At 69.4% G+C, this 14,616-nt stretch carries 13 protein-coding genes; 3 read left to right on the top strand and 10 right to left on the bottom strand.

All coding sequences use genetic code 11. The annotated features are described in order from the left end of the window. Positions 1-29 precede the first annotated feature (29 nt). The 5 genes from ABT367_RS00465 to ABT367_RS00445 form a co-directional block, all read right to left on the bottom strand. Positions 30-1,256 (bottom strand): Gfo/Idh/MocA family protein, encoded by a 1,227-nt coding sequence (locus tag ABT367_RS00465; RefSeq protein WP_352247986.1) that lies wholly within the window; start codon positions 1,254-1,256, stop codon positions 30-32. A 119-nt stretch (positions 1,257-1,375) separates the two neighbouring features. Further along, positions 1,376-2,419, bottom strand: a complete 1,044-nt coding sequence (locus ABT367_RS00460) for a substrate-binding domain-containing protein (RefSeq protein ID WP_352247984.1) — start codon at positions 2,417-2,419, stop codon at positions 1,376-1,378. Between the two features lie 101 nt (positions 2,420-2,520). Continuing rightward, on the bottom strand, positions 2,521-3,567 hold the full coding sequence (locus ABT367_RS00455; RefSeq protein WP_352247982.1) for an ABC transporter permease: 1,047 nt from the start codon (positions 3,565-3,567) through the stop codon (positions 2,521-2,523). Next, entirely contained in the window at positions 3,564-5,054 is a 1,491-nt protein-coding gene (locus ABT367_RS00450; protein ID WP_352248122.1) for a sugar ABC transporter ATP-binding protein, read from the bottom strand. The genes ABT367_RS00455 and ABT367_RS00450 overlap by 4 nt, the downstream gene beginning before the upstream one ends. 283 nt (positions 5,055-5,337) lie before the next feature. Beyond that, the gene (locus ABT367_RS00445) at positions 5,338-6,528 is read right to left on the bottom strand and encodes an ROK family transcriptional regulator (RefSeq protein ID WP_352247980.1); all 1,191 of its coding nucleotides are present in this window, start codon (positions 6,526-6,528) and stop codon (positions 5,338-5,340) included. 256 nt (positions 6,529-6,784) lie between these two features. Between ABT367_RS00445 and ABT367_RS00440 the strand changes: the two genes are divergently transcribed. Next, on the top strand, positions 6,785-7,609 hold the full coding sequence (locus ABT367_RS00440) for an NAD(P)H-binding protein (RefSeq protein ID WP_352247978.1): 825 nt from the start codon (positions 6,785-6,787) through the stop codon (positions 7,607-7,609). A gap of 82 nt (positions 7,610-7,691) precedes the next feature. On the opposite strand, the gene ABT367_RS00435 is transcribed toward ABT367_RS00440, so the two are convergent. The 5 genes from ABT367_RS00435 to ABT367_RS00415 all read right to left on the bottom strand — a co-directional run bounded on the left by ABT367_RS00435 (position 7,692) and on the right by ABT367_RS00415 (position 11,244). Further along, positions 7,692-8,306 (bottom strand): DUF305 domain-containing protein, encoded by a 615-nt coding sequence (locus tag ABT367_RS00435; protein ID WP_352247976.1) that lies wholly within the window; start codon positions 8,304-8,306, stop codon positions 7,692-7,694. Between the two features lie 159 nt (positions 8,307-8,465). After that, positions 8,466-8,900, bottom strand: coding sequence for a DUF6153 family protein (locus ABT367_RS00430; protein ID WP_352247974.1), 435 nt, complete (start codon positions 8,898-8,900; stop codon positions 8,466-8,468). Between the two features lie 23 nt (positions 8,901-8,923). Further along, positions 8,924-9,601, bottom strand: coding sequence for a GntR family transcriptional regulator (locus tag ABT367_RS00425; protein WP_165331930.1), 678 nt, complete (start codon positions 9,599-9,601; stop codon positions 8,924-8,926). 205 nt (positions 9,602-9,806) lie between these two features. Then, positions 9,807-9,941, bottom strand: coding sequence for an MFS transporter small subunit (locus ABT367_RS00420; RefSeq protein WP_352247972.1), 135 nt, complete (start codon positions 9,939-9,941; stop codon positions 9,807-9,809). Then, entirely contained in the window at positions 9,910-11,244 is a 1,335-nt protein-coding gene (locus ABT367_RS00415; RefSeq protein WP_352247970.1) for an OFA family MFS transporter, read from the bottom strand. The genes ABT367_RS00420 and ABT367_RS00415 overlap by 32 nt, the downstream gene beginning before the upstream one ends. Before the next feature lie 217 nt (positions 11,245-11,461). On the opposite strand from ABT367_RS00415, the gene ABT367_RS00410 reads away from it, so the two are divergent. Then, positions 11,462-12,439, top strand: a complete 978-nt coding sequence (locus ABT367_RS00410; RefSeq protein ID WP_165331912.1) for a 2-dehydropantoate 2-reductase — start codon at positions 11,462-11,464, stop codon at positions 12,437-12,439. 216 nt (positions 12,440-12,655) lie between these two features. Beyond that, positions 12,656-14,614: a molybdopterin oxidoreductase family protein gene (locus ABT367_RS00405; protein WP_352247968.1), complete on the top strand. Its 1,959-nt coding sequence runs from the start codon at positions 12,656-12,658 to the stop codon at positions 14,612-14,614. The last annotated feature ends 2 nt before the right edge of the window (positions 14,615-14,616 follow it).

Below are 14,616 nucleotides of genomic sequence, written 5' to 3'. Positions count from 1 at the left end.
TGTCCAGGCCGCCTCGACCCGTACACGGTTCATGTCCGGGCCTCCTGGACCGGTATGGCAGTGAACGCGGAGTTCTTGGCCGCGCTCTCCTCGACCGCCGCGAGCACCCGCTGCACCTGGAGCCCGTCCGCGAAGGACGGCGCGGGCGCGGTGCCCGACGCGATGGCGTGCACGAGATCGCGGGCCTGGTGGACGAAGGTGTGCTCGTAGCCGAGACCGTGGCCCGGCGGCCACCAGGCCTCCAGATACGGGTGCTCGGGTTCGGTGACGAGGATGCGCCGGAATCCGGCCGAGCCGGCGGGCAGGGTCTGGTCGTGGAACTCGAGCTCGTTGAGCCGCTCCAGATCGAAGGCCAACGAGCCCTTCTCACCGTTGAGTTCGAGCCGGAGCGCGTTCTTGCGTCCGGTCGCGAACCGGGTCGCCTCGAAGGAGGCGAGCGCCCCGTTGGCGAACCGTCCCGTGAACAGCGCGGCGTCGTCCACCGTCACCGGCCCGCGCTCCCCCGACGCGGTCCCCGAAAGGCCGGCCGAGGAACCGGCGAGCAGCGGACGCTCCCGGATGAACGTTTCGGTGAGCGCGGAGACGCCGGTGATCTGCGATCCGGTGACGTACTGCGCGAGGTCCACGATGTGCGCCCCGAGGTCGCCGAGCGCCCCCGACCCCGCGTGCTCGCGCTCCAGGCGCCAGGTCAGCGGGAACTCCGGGTCGACCAGCCAGTCCTGCAGATACGTCACGCGTACGTGGTGAATGGCCCCCAGCCTGCCGTCGGCGACCATCTGCCGGGCGAGGGCCATGGCGGGCACCCGGCGGTAGTTGAAGCCGACCATCGCCAACTGCCCCCGGGCGGCGGCCCGTTCGGCCGCCTCCAGCATCGCCTCGGCCTCCTCCACCGTGTTGGCCAGCGGCTTCTCGCACAGCACATGCTTACCGGCCTCGAGCGCGGCGATCGCGATCTCCGCGTGGCTGTCGCCCGGTGTGCAGATGTCGACGAGCTGCACATCGTCACGGTTGATCAGCGCCCGCCAGTCGGTCTCGGCGGCCGCCCAGCCGTGCCGGTCCGCGGCCGCCTGCACGGCCGTCGCGTCCCGTCCGCAGATCGCCGCGAGCCTGGGCTGCAGCGGCAGGTCGAAGACCCGTCCCGCGGTGCGCCACCCCTGGGAGTGGGCGGCGCCCATAAAGGCGTAGCCGACCATGCCCACGCCGAGTCCGCCGCGCCTCTCGGCGGCGGACTCCTGCTTGCCTTGCACGTCCTCCATACGGGATTCCTCCTAGTCGGCTTGCGGGGCCGCAGTCGTCGGCCGTGGGGGGATGACTGCGGCACCAGGTGCGGATGCGCGGGTCCCCGGGCCCACGAGGCCCGGGGCCCGAGTCCGCATCACTTGAAGCCGGTGGGCTTGTACTGGGCGACGTTGGTCTTGTCGACGACGGCCGAGTACAAGGTGACCGAGGACGGGATCTCGAATTCGGCCATACCGCCGATGCCCTTGGCCTGCCCGAGCGCACGCGCCAGGTCGATCGCCGACGCGGCCATCGTCGGCGGGTACAGGACGGTGGCCTTGAGCACGCCGTCGTCCTTCTCGATGTGGTCGAAGGCGCTGGCCGCGCCCGCGCCGCCGACCATCAGGAAGCCGTCGCGGCCGGCCTGCTCGATCGCCTGCAGGGCGCCGACGCCCTGGTCGTCGTCGTGGTTCCACAGGGCGTCGAAGTTCTTCTGCGCCTGCAGCAGCGAGGCCATCTTGGCCTGGCCGGACTCGACGGTGAACTCGGCGGCCTGACGGGCCACCTTCTTGATGTTCGGGTAGTTCTTCAGGGCGTCGTCGAAGCCCTTGGTGCGCTGCTGGGTGAGTTCCAGGTTGTCGATGCCCGCGAGCTCGATGACCTTGGCGTCCGGCTTGTCCTTGAGCTTCTCGCCGATGTAGTGCCCGGCGTTGAGGCCCATGCCGTAGTTGTCGCCGCCGATCCAGCAGCGGTACGCCTGCGGCGAGGAGAAGATCCGGTCCAGGTTGATCACCGGGATGCCTGCCCGCATGGCCTTGAGGCCCGCCTGGGTCATGGCCTTGCCGTCGGCCGGCAGGATCACCAGGACGTCGACCTTCTTGTTGATCAGCGAGTCGATCTGGCCGATCTGGGCGGCCGCGTCGTTGGAGCCCTCGGTGATGTCGAGCGTGACGTCCGAGTACTTCTTGGCGCGGCTGCGGGCGTTGTCGTTGATCGCGTTGAGCCAGCCGTGGTCGGCCTGCGGTCCCGCGAAGCCGATGGTGACTTCCTTGCCGGGCTTGTCGTCGGCGACCGGCGCCTCCGACGGCTTGTCGTTCTCCTTGTCGCTCGGCTCATTGCTGGTGCACGCGGTGAGGACCGCACCGGTCGAGATGGCGGCGGCCCCGAAGAGCAGCCCTCTGCGGCTCGTGATCTCTGGCATGACGAACCCTTCGCTGAAGTGTGGGTACGACGGGGTGGGTGGGAGTGCACGGGAAGAACGGGGTGGCGGTGCGCCGGGGAGACGGGGTGTCCGCTGGCGCGCTAAGTGGTCTGGTTGCGCGACGTGCGGTGCTGCACCAGGACGGCGACGACGATGATCGCGCCCTTGGCGATCTGCTGGGTCGCGCTCTCCAGGTTGTTGAGGATGAAGATGTTGGTGATCGTCTGGAAGATCAGCACACCGAGTACGGCGCCGACGATCGTGCCCCGGCCGCCGCTGAGCAGGGTGCCGCCGATGATGCAGGCGGCGATGGCGTCGAGTTCGTAGAGGTTGCCGTTGGTGTTCTGGCCCGAGCCGGAGAGCACGATCAGCATGAACGCGGCGATACCGCAGCACAGTCCGGAAAGCAGATACACGTAGAGCCGCTGCCTGCGGACATCGATGCCGGCCAGGCGTGCCGCCTCGTCGTTGCCGCCGACGGCGACCGTGCGACGGCCGAACGTGGTGCGGTTGAGTACCAGCCAGCCGATGATCGCCACGCCCGCGAAGATCAGTACGAGCGGCGGGATGCCCAGGATGTAGGAGTCCCGGTAGCCGAGCTCCAGGACGGAGTCGATGGTGACGGTCTGCGTGTTGCCGCCGGTGATCTGCAGCGCGAGGCCGCGACCGGCCGCGAGCATCGCCAGGGTCGCGATGAACGGCACCATCCCGCCGAACGAGATCAGGACCCCGTTGACGAGTCCGCAGCCGACGCCGACGAGCACCGCGGTGAACAGGATGCCCCAGAAGCCGAACTCCTGGGTGGCCACTGTCGTCGCCCATACCGAGGCGAGGGCGACGATCGCGCCGACCGACAGGTCGATACCGCCGCTGATGATCACGAAGGTCATACCGACCGTGACCACACCGATGACCGAGGCCTGGGTGAGGACCAGTTGGAGGTTGTCGATCTCCAGGAAGTTGTCGGGCTTGGTGACACCGCCGACGATGATCAGCGCGATCAGCACGCCGACCAGGGACAAGGTGCGCAGATCGGCACGGGCGAAGGCGATACGCCGAGGGCTTGGCGCCTTGGGCGCCTGGGGTTCGGCGAGCACAGGCCCGGCCCCGGGGCCGTTCTGCTCCGCCTTCGAAACAGGGCTTGTCATGTCGCCGGGCTCCCTTCCATCACGAGATCGAGTACGCGGTGTTCGTCGAGCTCCTGCGCGGGCGCCGTATGCACCACGCGCCCCTCGCGCAGGACGAGCACCCGGTCGGCGAGACCGAGCACTTCGGGGACTTCACTGGAGACGAGCAGCACTCCGAGGCCCTCGTCGGCGAGCCGCCGGATGACGGCATAGAGTTCGGCGCGCGCTCCGACGTCGACACCGCGGGTGGGTTCGTCGAGCAGCAGCACCTTGCAGCCGCGAAGCAGCCAGCGGGCGAGTACCGCCTTCTGCTGATTGCCGCCGGAGAGGGTGCGCACCGGCACGTCGGGGTTGTCGGGCCGCAGCGACAGTTCGCGTACCGCCTTCTGCGCGGCGACGAACTCGGCGCCGCGGTTGAGCCAACCGCCGCGTGAATAACGGGACATGGAGGAGACCGAGACGTTGCGCGTGACGGACTCCAGCATCAGCAGCGCCTGGTGCTTGCGCTCCTCGGGAGCGAGCCCGAGCCCCGCGCGTACGGCGGCGCGCACGCTGCCGGGCCGCACTTCCTCGCCGTCCACGAGCACGCGGCCCGAACTGGCCTTCCTGGCACCGAAGATGGTCTCCAGGATCTCCGAACGTCCCGAGCCGACCAGGCCCGCGAGGCCGACGATCTCTCCGGGCCTGATCTCCAGGTCGAGCGGCGCGAACTCGCCGTCACGCGAAAGGCCTTCGGCCTTCAGGAGCACCTTGCCGTTCGCGGCCCCGGTGGGCCGCTCGGGGAAGATGTACTCGACGTTGCGCCCGGTCATCAGGGAGACGACCTCGCTGGTCGGGGTGGTCTTGGCCGGCAGTCCGACGGCGACCGCCCGGCCGTCCTTGAGCACGGTGACCCGGTCGCCGATCCTGCGGATCTCCTCGAGGCGGTGCGAGATGTAGACGACGGCGACGCCGTCGGCGGTGAGGTCGGCGACGATACGGAAGAGGTTCTCGACCTCGTCCGGGTCGAGCGCCGCGGACGGCTCGTCCATGACGATCAGGCGTACGTCGTGGGAGAGCGCACGCGCCATCGAGACGATCTGCTGATGGGCGGCGGAGAGGTTGCCGACGAGCGTGCCCGGGTCGATCTCGGGGTGTCCAAGTCGCCTGAGCAGCTTGCGCGTCGCCTCCTTCGCCTCTCCGGCCCGTACGACGAAACCGGCGCTTGTCGGCTCGTGCCCGAGGAACACGTTCTCGGCCACGGACACATGCGTGACGAGGTCGAGCTCCTGGTAGATGGTGGCGATTCCCAGGCGCATCGCCGCGATCGGCGACCGCAGGGCGACCTGTTCGCCCTGCCAGCGGATCTCACCGCCGTCGGGCTGGTGGACCCCGGCGAGCACCTTGATCAGGGTGGACTTGCCGGCGCCGTTCTGCCCGAGCAGACAGTGCACCTCACCGGGCAGCACTTCGAGGGCGACGCCGTCGAGGGCGCGGACGCCGGGAAAGGACTTGGTGATGCCGTCCATGAGCAGCAAGGGCGGCTGTGGTGCTCGGTCTTGCTCTGGTGCCATGACATATCCCCTCAAAGGGCGGTCCATGCCGGGTGAGCGGGCAGGGCAAAGCCGCGCGTCGTACCGGGCGCGGGTCCGGATGGGGTGGGGCTGGGTGGTTCGCTCGACGGGTAGGGGCGGCTCTACGGGTGCGGGTGTTGCTCGGGGTACAGGCGGTGCGGTGGCCGTACGAGACGTACCGGGTGTCGTACGTACCGGTGGTGCAGCCGTGCCGGGTGGTGCGCGCCGGCCTCGTGGATCAGGCCGGCGAGAACAGGTGGTCGCTGATGAGCCGGGCCGCGCCGATCACTCCGGCGGTGGGCCCCAACTCGCCCAGGACGATGGGCAGATTGCCGGTCGCGAGCGGCAGCGACTGACGGTAGACCTGGGTGCGGATGGCGGCGAGCAGGGTGTGGCCGAGGCCGGTCACACCACCGCCGATCACCACGAGACCCGGGTTGAAGAAGCTGACGAGACCGGCGATGACCTGCCCGGTCCTGTTGCCGCCCTCGCGGATCAGCTCCAGGGCGGCGGCGTCACCCGCGGCCGCCGCGGCGGCCACGTCGGCGGCGGTGAGCCGGCCGTCGAATCCCTCGGCCTCTACCAGCGCCGCGAGTTCGGGTGAACGTCCCGAGTTGGCCGCCTCCTCGGCGTCCCGCGCGAGCGCGGCACCGCTGAAGTGGGCTTCCAGGCAGCCCCGGTTGCCGCAGGCGCAGGGCCTGCCGTCCGGTTCGACCTGGATATGACCGATGTCGCCGGCCGAGCCCGTCGTACCGCGGTAGACCTCTCCGCCGACGACGATGCCGCAGCCGATACCGGTGCCGATCTTGATACAGAGGAAGTCGTGCACACTGCGGGCGACGCCCGCGTGCTGCTCCCCCATGGCCATCAGGTTCACGTCGTTGTCGACCATGACCGGACAGCCGAGGTCCTGGCTGAGTGCCTCCCGTACGGGGAAGCCGTCCCAGCCGGGCATGATCGGCGGCGCGACCGGAACGCCCTCGGGGAAGCGCACCGGTCCCGGGACACCGATGCCCGCCCCGTCGAAGCCTTCCGCGAGCCCCGAGGCCTTCAACTTGGCGGCCATGGCGAGGACTTGCTCGAAGACGGCGACGGGGCCCTCACGGACGTCCATCGGCTGATTGACGTGTCCGAGCACCTCGAGTTCCGCGTTGGTGACGGCCACGTCGACGGAGGTCGCGCCGATGTCCACGCCGAGGAAGCGCAGTTCCGGCGCGAGCCGGATGTTGTGGGAGCGGCGTCCGCCGCGCGAGGCGGCCAGGCCGTCGGCGACGACCAGACCGGTCTCCAGGAGGCGGTCCACCTCGACGGCCAGCTTCGACCTGGACAGGTCGACCTGGTCGCCCAGTTGTGCCCGTGAGTTCGGCCCGCCGTCACGCAGCAGACGGAGCAGTCGCGCCTGGTGCGCGTTCGCGGGTCGAGCCGTCATTCGTCTCACGCCGCCCCTCCCGCCGTACTCCGGCATCCGCTGGCTTTCGAGGGGAAAGTAGCAGCGGTTGACCTGAGGGGGAAGAAGTTGCGCAGGAATCCAGTACAACTTTCTCCACGCACAGGACAAAGATGCGATCGGGCCCTCTGGGACGGCCGTATCGGCGGCCGTCCGGTCCACGGTCCGGTACGGGGTGGACAGCCCGGCGCGTCCTTGTTGGGGTGGAGTCATCCGACGCAACAGGGAGAGGTCCCGCATGTTCCTGGTCACCGGCGCCACCGGCAATGTCGGCTCGGAAGTCGTCCGTCATCTGCGCCGACTCGACGTGCCCGTAAGGGCGTTCAGCCGCAAGGGCCTGCCCCGCACGGACGGCGCCCTGCCCGTCCCCGGCGATCTCGACGATCCCGACTCGGTGGCCTCGGCCCTCGACGGCGTACGGGGGATCTTCCTGCTGCCGGGCTACCGGCGGCTCCCCGAGACCCTCGCCAGGTGCGCGGACGCGGGAGTGGAGCGGGTGGTGCTGCTGTCCAGCAGCTCAGTCCCGGGCGGGGAGCGGACCAACGCGGTGACCCGCTACATGATGGAGTCCGAGGAGGCGGTCGAGGCGAGCGGTCTGCCGTGGACGTTCATCCGGCCGTGCGCGTTCGCCGCCAACGCCCTTCAGTGGAAGGACCAGTTGGCGGCCGGCGACGTGATCCGCGCACCGTTCGCCCACGTACGGCAGGCGACCCTGGACCCGTACGACATCGGCGCGGTCGCCGCCCTCGCCCTCACCTCTCCCGGCCACGAAGGCAAGGCGTACGCCTTGAGCGGTCCCGAGTCGCTGCTGCCCGAGGAGCGGGTGGAGATCCTCGGCGACGTGCTCGGCCGCAAGCTGACCTTCGTCGGGCAGCCGGACGACGAGGCACGTGCCGAGATGAGCGGGCAGATGCCCGCCGCGTACGTGGACGCCTTCTTCCGCTTCTACGTGGACGGCACGCTCGACGAGTCGCACGTGCTGCCCACGGTGGAGCAGCTCACGGGCAGGCCACCGCGGACCTTCCGCACCTGGGCGTCGGAGCACGCGGACGCGTTCGCCTGAGGAGGCGGGGGCCTTGAGGAGGCGGGGGCCTTGAGGAGGCGGGGCGGACGCCCTTGGGCGCCCGCCCCTCACCTGCCCGGGGTCAGTCCTTGCCGAGCATCTTGTTCATCCGCTCGATCTCCTCGGACTGCGAGGTGACGATCGCGTCGGCCATCTTCTTGGCGGGGGCGTGGGCGCCCTCGGCCTGTTCGGTCTTCGCCATGGCCACGGCGCCCTCGTGATGCTTGATCATCAGCTCCATGAAGGCGGTGTCGAAGGCCTTGCCCGAAGCGTTCTCGAGCCCGGTCATCTCCTGTTCGGTCATCATGCCCGCCGTGCCGCCGTGCCCCGCGTGGCCGGATGCGCCCTCCGCGGGCACGTCCTCACCCCACGAGGTGAGCCACCCGGACAGGGTCTTGATCTCCGGGGCCTGCGCCTTCCTGATCTCTTCGGCGAGCCGCTTCAGCTCCGCCGACTGCGCCCGCTCGGGGGCCAGCTCCGCCATCTCGACCGCCTGGCGGTGGTGCGGGATCATCCCCTGCGCGAACGCGACGTCGGCGGCGTTCTGCTCGCCCTTGGTGGCCGACGGCGACGTCGAGGTGTGGCCGCCGCCGTGACCGGTGGAGCCCTCGCCGCCACAGGCGGCCAGGACGAACGCGGCGGCACCGGCGACGGTGACCGCCAGGGTGCGGCGGATGAGGGTACGTGTGCTCTTCATCTGGGGTGCAACTCCTTCGCGCACGGCCGCTGAGGGGCCGTGCGGATGCGCGAATACAGGGTGTACGCGAACGCGGCGGAGCACTCCGGGGCAGGCCGGGCGGGCACGCGGAAGACGGGCGGGCCGGGCAGGAGGGAGTGCGGTGCCGCGCGGGACGGCCTATATGCGCAGAAGTTGCAGTTCAGCCAGATCGGGCGGAGCCCGGCCGCGTGCGGCCCCGGCGAAGACACCGGTCGGCTCCTCGGATCCGGCGGTCGCGTCGACCGGGGCCGTGGTCAGCGCGGGCGGCGCGTAGGGCGAGCCGATACCGGCCGCCGCGCAGGTGCCGTCCGCGTGCTCCAGATGCTGCGAGCCATGGCCGCCGTGCGCGCAGTGGACGGTCGTCCGGCCCGCGCCGGCCGCATGACCCGCGACGGTCGCGTGGCCTGCGACGGTCGCCGGCTCGCCGCCGTGCGCCATCGCCTTCGGATGCGCCATCGGCGCACCCCCGGGAGGCAGCGCGTGCATGCCGAGCACACCGGTCAGTACGGCGAGGACCAGCAGCACGAGGAGCCGCCCGGCGGGGCGGCTCCTCGTGGACAGGGCTGCGGTCACGCGCTCATCGTACGCAGCCGGGTTCAGCCGTTCTCGCGCTGGTGGTACGTACGGCGGGTGTGCTCGGTGTGGGCGCGCATGACCTGGGTGGCGCGCTGTTCGTCGCGGTCCGAGATCGCGGCGATCAGCTCGCGGTGCTCGATCCATGACTGCTTGCCGCGCTGGCGGGCGACCGGTGTGTAGTACCAGCGCACCCGCTGGTCGACGCGGGCGGCCAGCTCGGAGAGCACGAGGTTGCCGGCCAGCTGCATGACCTTGGCGTGGAACTCGGCGTTGGTCGCCACGACCAGGTCCACATCACCGTCGGCGACGGCCTGCTCGCCCTTCTCGCACAGCGCCTCGAGGGCGGCGATCCCGGCGGAGCCCGCGTTCGCCGCCGCGAGCCGTGCGGCCTCCGCTTCCAGGAGCGTACGCACGGTCAGGAGCTGGTCGGCCTCCTCCTCGGTGGGCTCGTGCACGAACGCGCCCTGCGCGGGGCGCAGATCGACCCAGCCCTCGGTGTTGAGGCGCTGCAAAGCCTCGCGCACCGGCTGACGCGAGACACCCAGGTGCCCGGCGAGCTCGCTCTCGACCAGGTGCTGACCCGGTCGCAGCGATCTGGTCGTGATGAGCTCGAGCAGCGCGACGTAGACACGCTCACGCAGCGGACCCGGCCGCTCGAGTTTGGGTACTGCTCCTTGCGGCAGTCCAGCGGACAACATCACGAACCCCCTCCTGGGCGGCGTCACCGCCACACGGTCAACTCGCCCCTCACGGATGGGCATTGGCTATCGTCTACAGTCTACCGAGCACAATTTCCAGCGTGGGTAAAAGTTGCCCTTGTCACAGAGGGATACGCATCCGTTCACAAAGCAGGGGTCGAGGCGCGCGTTCGCGCACCTCGACCCCTGCTTCCGTGGGCCGGCGTCAGCCCGTGAAGAGCTGGGTGGCCTTCCGTACGAGCTCGTAGATCCCGTAGCCCAGCGGGATCAGGACCCAGAGCCAGGCGAAGGCGATCAGGGCGCGCCGGTCAGGCGGACTGCTGCTCGACGGAGGAGTCATCGGAGGCCTTTCGCTGTGCCGGGATGTGGTGGTGGCGCGGGTCGACGGGACGCACCAGCTCATTGGCGACGAATCCGACGATGAGCAGCCCGATCATGATGGTCAGGGAAAGGCCGTACAGGCCCGGCCCGCTCTTGCCGGCCGATTCCTCGGAGTCCGCGACCCAGTTGACGATCAGTGGTCCGAGGACTCCGGCGGTCGACCAGGCGGTCAGCAGACGCCCATGGATCGCGCCGACCTGGTAGGTGCCGAACAGGTCCTTCAGATACGCGGGGATGGTCGCGAAGCCGCCCCCGTAGAAGGAGAGGATCACCAGGGCGCAGAGGATGAACAGCGGCTTGGAGGAGTCGCCGAAAGCGACGATGAGCAGGTACATCACCGCGCCGGCGCCCAGGTAGAGCCGGTAGATGTTCTTGCGGCCGATCAGGTCCGAGGTCGAGGACCAGCCGATGCGGCCGGCCATGTTCGCCGCCGAGAGCAGCGCGACGAAACCGGCCGCGGCCGATACGGAGACCGGGGTGCTGGTGTCCGCGAAGAAATCCGTGATCATCGGGGCGGCCTTCTCCAGGATCCCGATCCCCGCCGTGACGTTCATGCAGAGCACCACCCACAGGCACCAGAACTGCGGGGTGCGGATGGCCTGTTGCGCCGAGACCTGGACCCCGGTGAGCGCGAGCGGCTTGCCGTCCGGGGTCGCCTCGGGCCTCGGGACGCGTACGAGCAGCACACCGAGCGCCATGAAGACGGCGTACGTGAGGCCGTGCACCAGGAAGGCGAGCGCGATGCCGCCGCTGTCCGCGCCGAAGGACTCGATCATCTGCGCCGACCACGGCGAGGCGATCAGCGCGCCGCCGCCGAAGCCCATGATGGCGATGCCGGTGGCCATGCCCGGCCGGTCGGGGAACCACTTGATCAGCGTGGAGACCGGGGAGATGTAGCCGATGCCCAGGCCGACACCTCCGACGAAGCCGTAGCCGAAGACGATCAGCCAGTACTGCTCGGTGGCGGCGCCGAGCGAGGCGAGCAGGAAGCCGGACGAGAAGCAGACGAGGGCGACGGTCATCGCCCAGCGCGGGCCGTTGCGTTCGACGAGCGTGCCGCCGAACGCGGCGGACAGGCCCAGCATCACGATGCCGAGCTGGAAGGGCAGGGCACTCTGCGTGCCACTGAGGTCGAGCGCCGATTCGAGTGGGGGCTTGAAGACGCTCCATGCGTAGGCCTGGCCGATGGACAGATGCACCGAGAGCGCGGCGGGCGGGACGAGCCAGCGGCTCCAACCGGGTGGGGCGATCGGAGGGGTCATAGGTGCGCACCCTAGACATCCGATCAGTGGTTGAAAAGTAAACGCCTACAACTTCCGCTTCTCCGCGGTGGGTTGTCGAGAGGGTTCCCATACTGTAGACAATATTTCGTCGACACTAACCAGTTTCGGGTCCGACCCAGTGCGGGTCAGGAGCCACCCGGGCCACGAGCCCCGCTCCCCTAGATCGGCTTCCCTCGACCGAACGGAGAGCTCCACAGTGAAAGTCGCAGTTGTCGGCGCCGGTGCGATCGGCGCGTACGTCGGAGCGGCGCTGCAACGCGCCGGCGCCGACGTTCATCTCCTGGCCCGTGGACCGCACTTGGCGGCCATGCGGCAGCACGGCGTGAAGGTGCACAGCCCGCGGGGCGACTGGACCGCGCAGGTGCACGCGACGGACCGGGCCGAGGACATCGGCCCGGTCGACCATGTCTTCCTGGGGCTGAAGGCCAACTCCTATGCGGCGTGCGGGCCGCTGGTCGAGCCTCTGCTCCAGGAACACACCTCCGTGATCGCGGCCCAGAACGGCATTCCGTGGTGGTACTTCCACCGCCACGGCGGGCCGCACGACGGCAAGCGGATCGAGAGCGTGGATCCGGGCGGTTCGGTGACCGCCGTACTGCCGCAGGAGCGGGCCATCGGCTGCGTGGTGTACGCGGCGACCGAGTTGGAGGGCCCGGGCGTCGTCCGCCACATCGAAGGCACCCGCTTCTCGATCGGCGAACCGGACCGCTCGGTCTCCAAGCGCTGCCTCGAATTCAGCGAGGCGATGCAGGCCGGCGGCCTCAAGTGCCCGGTCGAACCGGATCTGCGCAACGACATCTGGATCAAGCTGCTCGGGAACATCTCGTTCAACCCGATCAGCGCCCTGACCCGCGCGACGATGCGTGAGATGTGCGTGCACGACTCCACCCGCGGGGTGATCGAGCTGATGATGGCGGAGACCCTCTCCGTCGCCTCGGCGCTCGGCTGCCATCCGGAGATCTCCATCGAACGCCGGATCGCGGGCGCGGAGCGCGTGGGCGACCATCGCACCTCCACGCTCCAGGACTTGGAGAAGGGCAAACCGCTGGAACTCGACGTCCTGCTCTCGGCCGTGGTGGAGCTGGCCGAGTTCACCGACGTCAAGGTACCGACGCTGCGGACGGTCGCGGCCATCTCGGACCTCCTCGCCCAGGGCACGGCCGTCGCGGCCTGACCCTGTACGACCGGGACGGGCATGCGGCGTATCGCACCCGTATGCCCGTCCTGCTTCATCCGCACCCGGAGATCAACGGATCGACAAACCCCTTGCAAGAGGCTTCCGTTGGAACACGGGCGACAGAATACTGTATGCAATAGGGCGCACCCGCTGGTCACCAGCCACAGGCCTTTGCCCCGGGGCACACCCCTGGGCGTGTATGAGGAGCTCAGCGTGAAGAAGCGAGACCGAACTCCCAAGACGTACAGCCGGCTCACCCATCCCATGGTCCGTGACGAGAAGAACGGGCCACTGCGCAGGGCGACTTGGGACGAGGCGCTGGCGAAGGCGGCGGAGGGATTCCGGCAGAGCCGGATCGAGCACGGACCCGATGCCTTCGCCATGCTCTCCTGCGCCCGCGCCACCAACGAGATGAACTACGTGGCGCAGAAGTTCACCCGCGTCGTGATGGGCACGAACAACGTCGATTCCTGCAACCGCACCTGCCACGCCCCGAGCGTGGCCGGCCTCTCCGCCGTCTTCGGATCGGGCGGCGGCACCTCCAGCTACGAGGAGGTGGAGCACACCGACTTCATCCTGATGTGGGGCTCCAACGCCCGCTTCGCGCACCCGATCTTCTTCCAGCATGTACTGAAGGGGATACGCAACGGCGCGCGGATGTACGCCGTCGACCCCCGGCGCACCTCGACCGCCGAATGGGCGGAGAGCTGGCTCGGGCTCAACGTGGGCACCGACATCCCGCTCGCCCATGCGGTGGGCCGCGAGATCATCGCGGCCGGGCTGCACAACCAGTCGTTCATCGACCGGGCCACCACCGGTTTCGAGGACTACAAGAAGCTGGTCGAGCCCTGGACGCTCTCGCTCGCCGAGAAGGTGACGGGTGTCCCCGCGGCCGCCATCAAGGACCTCGCCCACGCCTACGCGAGCGCGGAGCGCGCCCAGTTGTGCTGGACCCTCGGGATCACCGAGCACCACAACGGCACCGACAACGTACGGGCGTTGATCAACCTCTCCCTGCTCACCGGCCACGTCGGCCGCTGGGGCGCGGGCGTGCAGCCGCTGCGCGGACAGAACAACGTGCAGGGCGGCGGCGACATGGGCGCCATCCCCAACCGCCTGCCCGGCTTCCAGGACATCCTCGACGACGGCCACCGCACCAAGTTCGAGTCCGCCTGGGACGTGGTGATCCAGCCGAAGTACGGCATGACGCTCACCGACATGTTCGAGGCGATGGATCACGGCACGCTCAAGGCCGTCTACTGCATCGGCGAGAACCCGGCCCAGTCCGAGGCCGACAGCGAGCAGGCCCTGCGCCGTCTGAAGAACCTCGACCACCTCGTCGTCCAGGACATCTTCCTGACCAAGACCGCCGAACTGGCGGACGTGGTCCTTCCCGCAACGGCCGCCTGGGCCGAGACGGACGGCACAACGACCAACAGCGAGCGCCGGGTTCAGCGCGTACGGGCCGCACTCACGCCTCCCGGCGAGGCGCGCGAGGACATCGAGATCATCTGCGATATCGCCGGTCTCCTCGGCCATGAGTGGAAGTGGGCCGACTCGCAGGCCGTCTGGGACGAACTGCGCTCCCTGTCCCCCGACCATTTCGGCATGACCTACGACCGGCTCGAGGAGCACCACGGACTGCAGTGGCCCTGCCCGGACACGGAAAAGCTCCCGTCGAGCTTCCTGCACGGCAGGCTCTGGGAGACCGACCCGGAGCTGCGCGGAAAACCCGCCGCGTTCGGTCTCGTCGACCACGATCCGCCGGTCGATCTCACCGATGAGTCCTTCCCGATCCGTCTGACGACGGGCCGGCGCCTGGACTCGTACAACACCGGTGTGCAGAGCGGCAGTTTCGCCTCACCGCTCAGGCGCGGCGAGTACATCGAGCTCTGCCCGGAGGACGCCGAGCGTCTCGGTGTCCAGGTCGGCGAGGAGGTGCAGGTCGCGTCCCGGCGCGGCACGGTCACCGCACCCGTCTGGGTCGACCCCGCCCTTCGTCCGGGTCTCGCCTTCATGACCATGCACTTCCCCGACGAGGTGGACACCAACCAGCTGACGATCGAGGCCAATTGCCCGATCGCGGGGACCGCCGAGTTCAAGGCCTCGGCGATCCGTATCGAGAAGCTCAAGAGCGAACAGCCAGAGCCCGTCGCGGCCGTGAGGAGCTGAGG

Origin of the sequence: Streptomyces mesophilus, assembly GCF_040300965.1 — a bacterium.
In the GTDB taxonomy this organism is placed as follows: domain Bacteria; phylum Actinomycetota; class Actinomycetes; order Streptomycetales; family Streptomycetaceae; genus Streptomyces; species Streptomyces mesophilus_A.
Note: the sequence above shows the minus strand (reverse complement) of the source record. Positions and strands in the feature narration are given on the sequence as shown.

Excerpts from the sequence above, each read along its gene's own strand:
- ABT367_RS00465 (WP_352247986.1), bottom strand. The coding sequence starts at position 1,256 with ATGGAGGACGTGCAAGGCAAGCAGGAGTCCGCCGCCGAGAGGCGCGGC.
- ABT367_RS00445 (WP_352247980.1), bottom strand. The coding sequence starts at position 6,528 with ATGACGGCTCGACCCGCGAACGCGCACCAGGCGCGACTGCTCCGTCTG.
- ABT367_RS00440 (WP_352247978.1), top strand. The coding sequence starts at position 6,785 with ATGTTCCTGGTCACCGGCGCCACCGGCAATGTCGGCTCGGAAGTCGTC.
- ABT367_RS00450 (WP_352248122.1), bottom strand. The coding sequence starts at position 5,054 with ATGGACGGCATCACCAAGTCCTTTCCCGGCGTCCGCGCCCTCGACGGC.
- ABT367_RS00420 (WP_352247972.1), bottom strand. The coding sequence starts at position 9,941 with ATGACTCCTCCGTCGAGCAGCAGTCCGCCTGACCGGCGCGCCCTGATC.
- ABT367_RS00460 (WP_352247984.1), bottom strand. The coding sequence starts at position 2,419 with ATGCCAGAGATCACGAGCCGCAGAGGGCTGCTCTTCGGGGCCGCCGCC.
- ABT367_RS00415 (WP_352247970.1), bottom strand. The coding sequence starts at position 11,244 with ATGACCCCTCCGATCGCCCCACCCGGTTGGAGCCGCTGGCTCGTCCCG.
- ABT367_RS00435 (WP_352247976.1), bottom strand. The coding sequence starts at position 8,306 with ATGAAGAGCACACGTACCCTCATCCGCCGCACCCTGGCGGTCACCGTC.
- ABT367_RS00425 (WP_165331930.1), bottom strand. The coding sequence starts at position 9,601 with ATGTTGTCCGCTGGACTGCCGCAAGGAGCAGTACCCAAACTCGAGCGG.
- ABT367_RS00455 (WP_352247982.1), bottom strand. The coding sequence starts at position 3,567 with ATGACAAGCCCTGTTTCGAAGGCGGAGCAGAACGGCCCCGGGGCCGGG.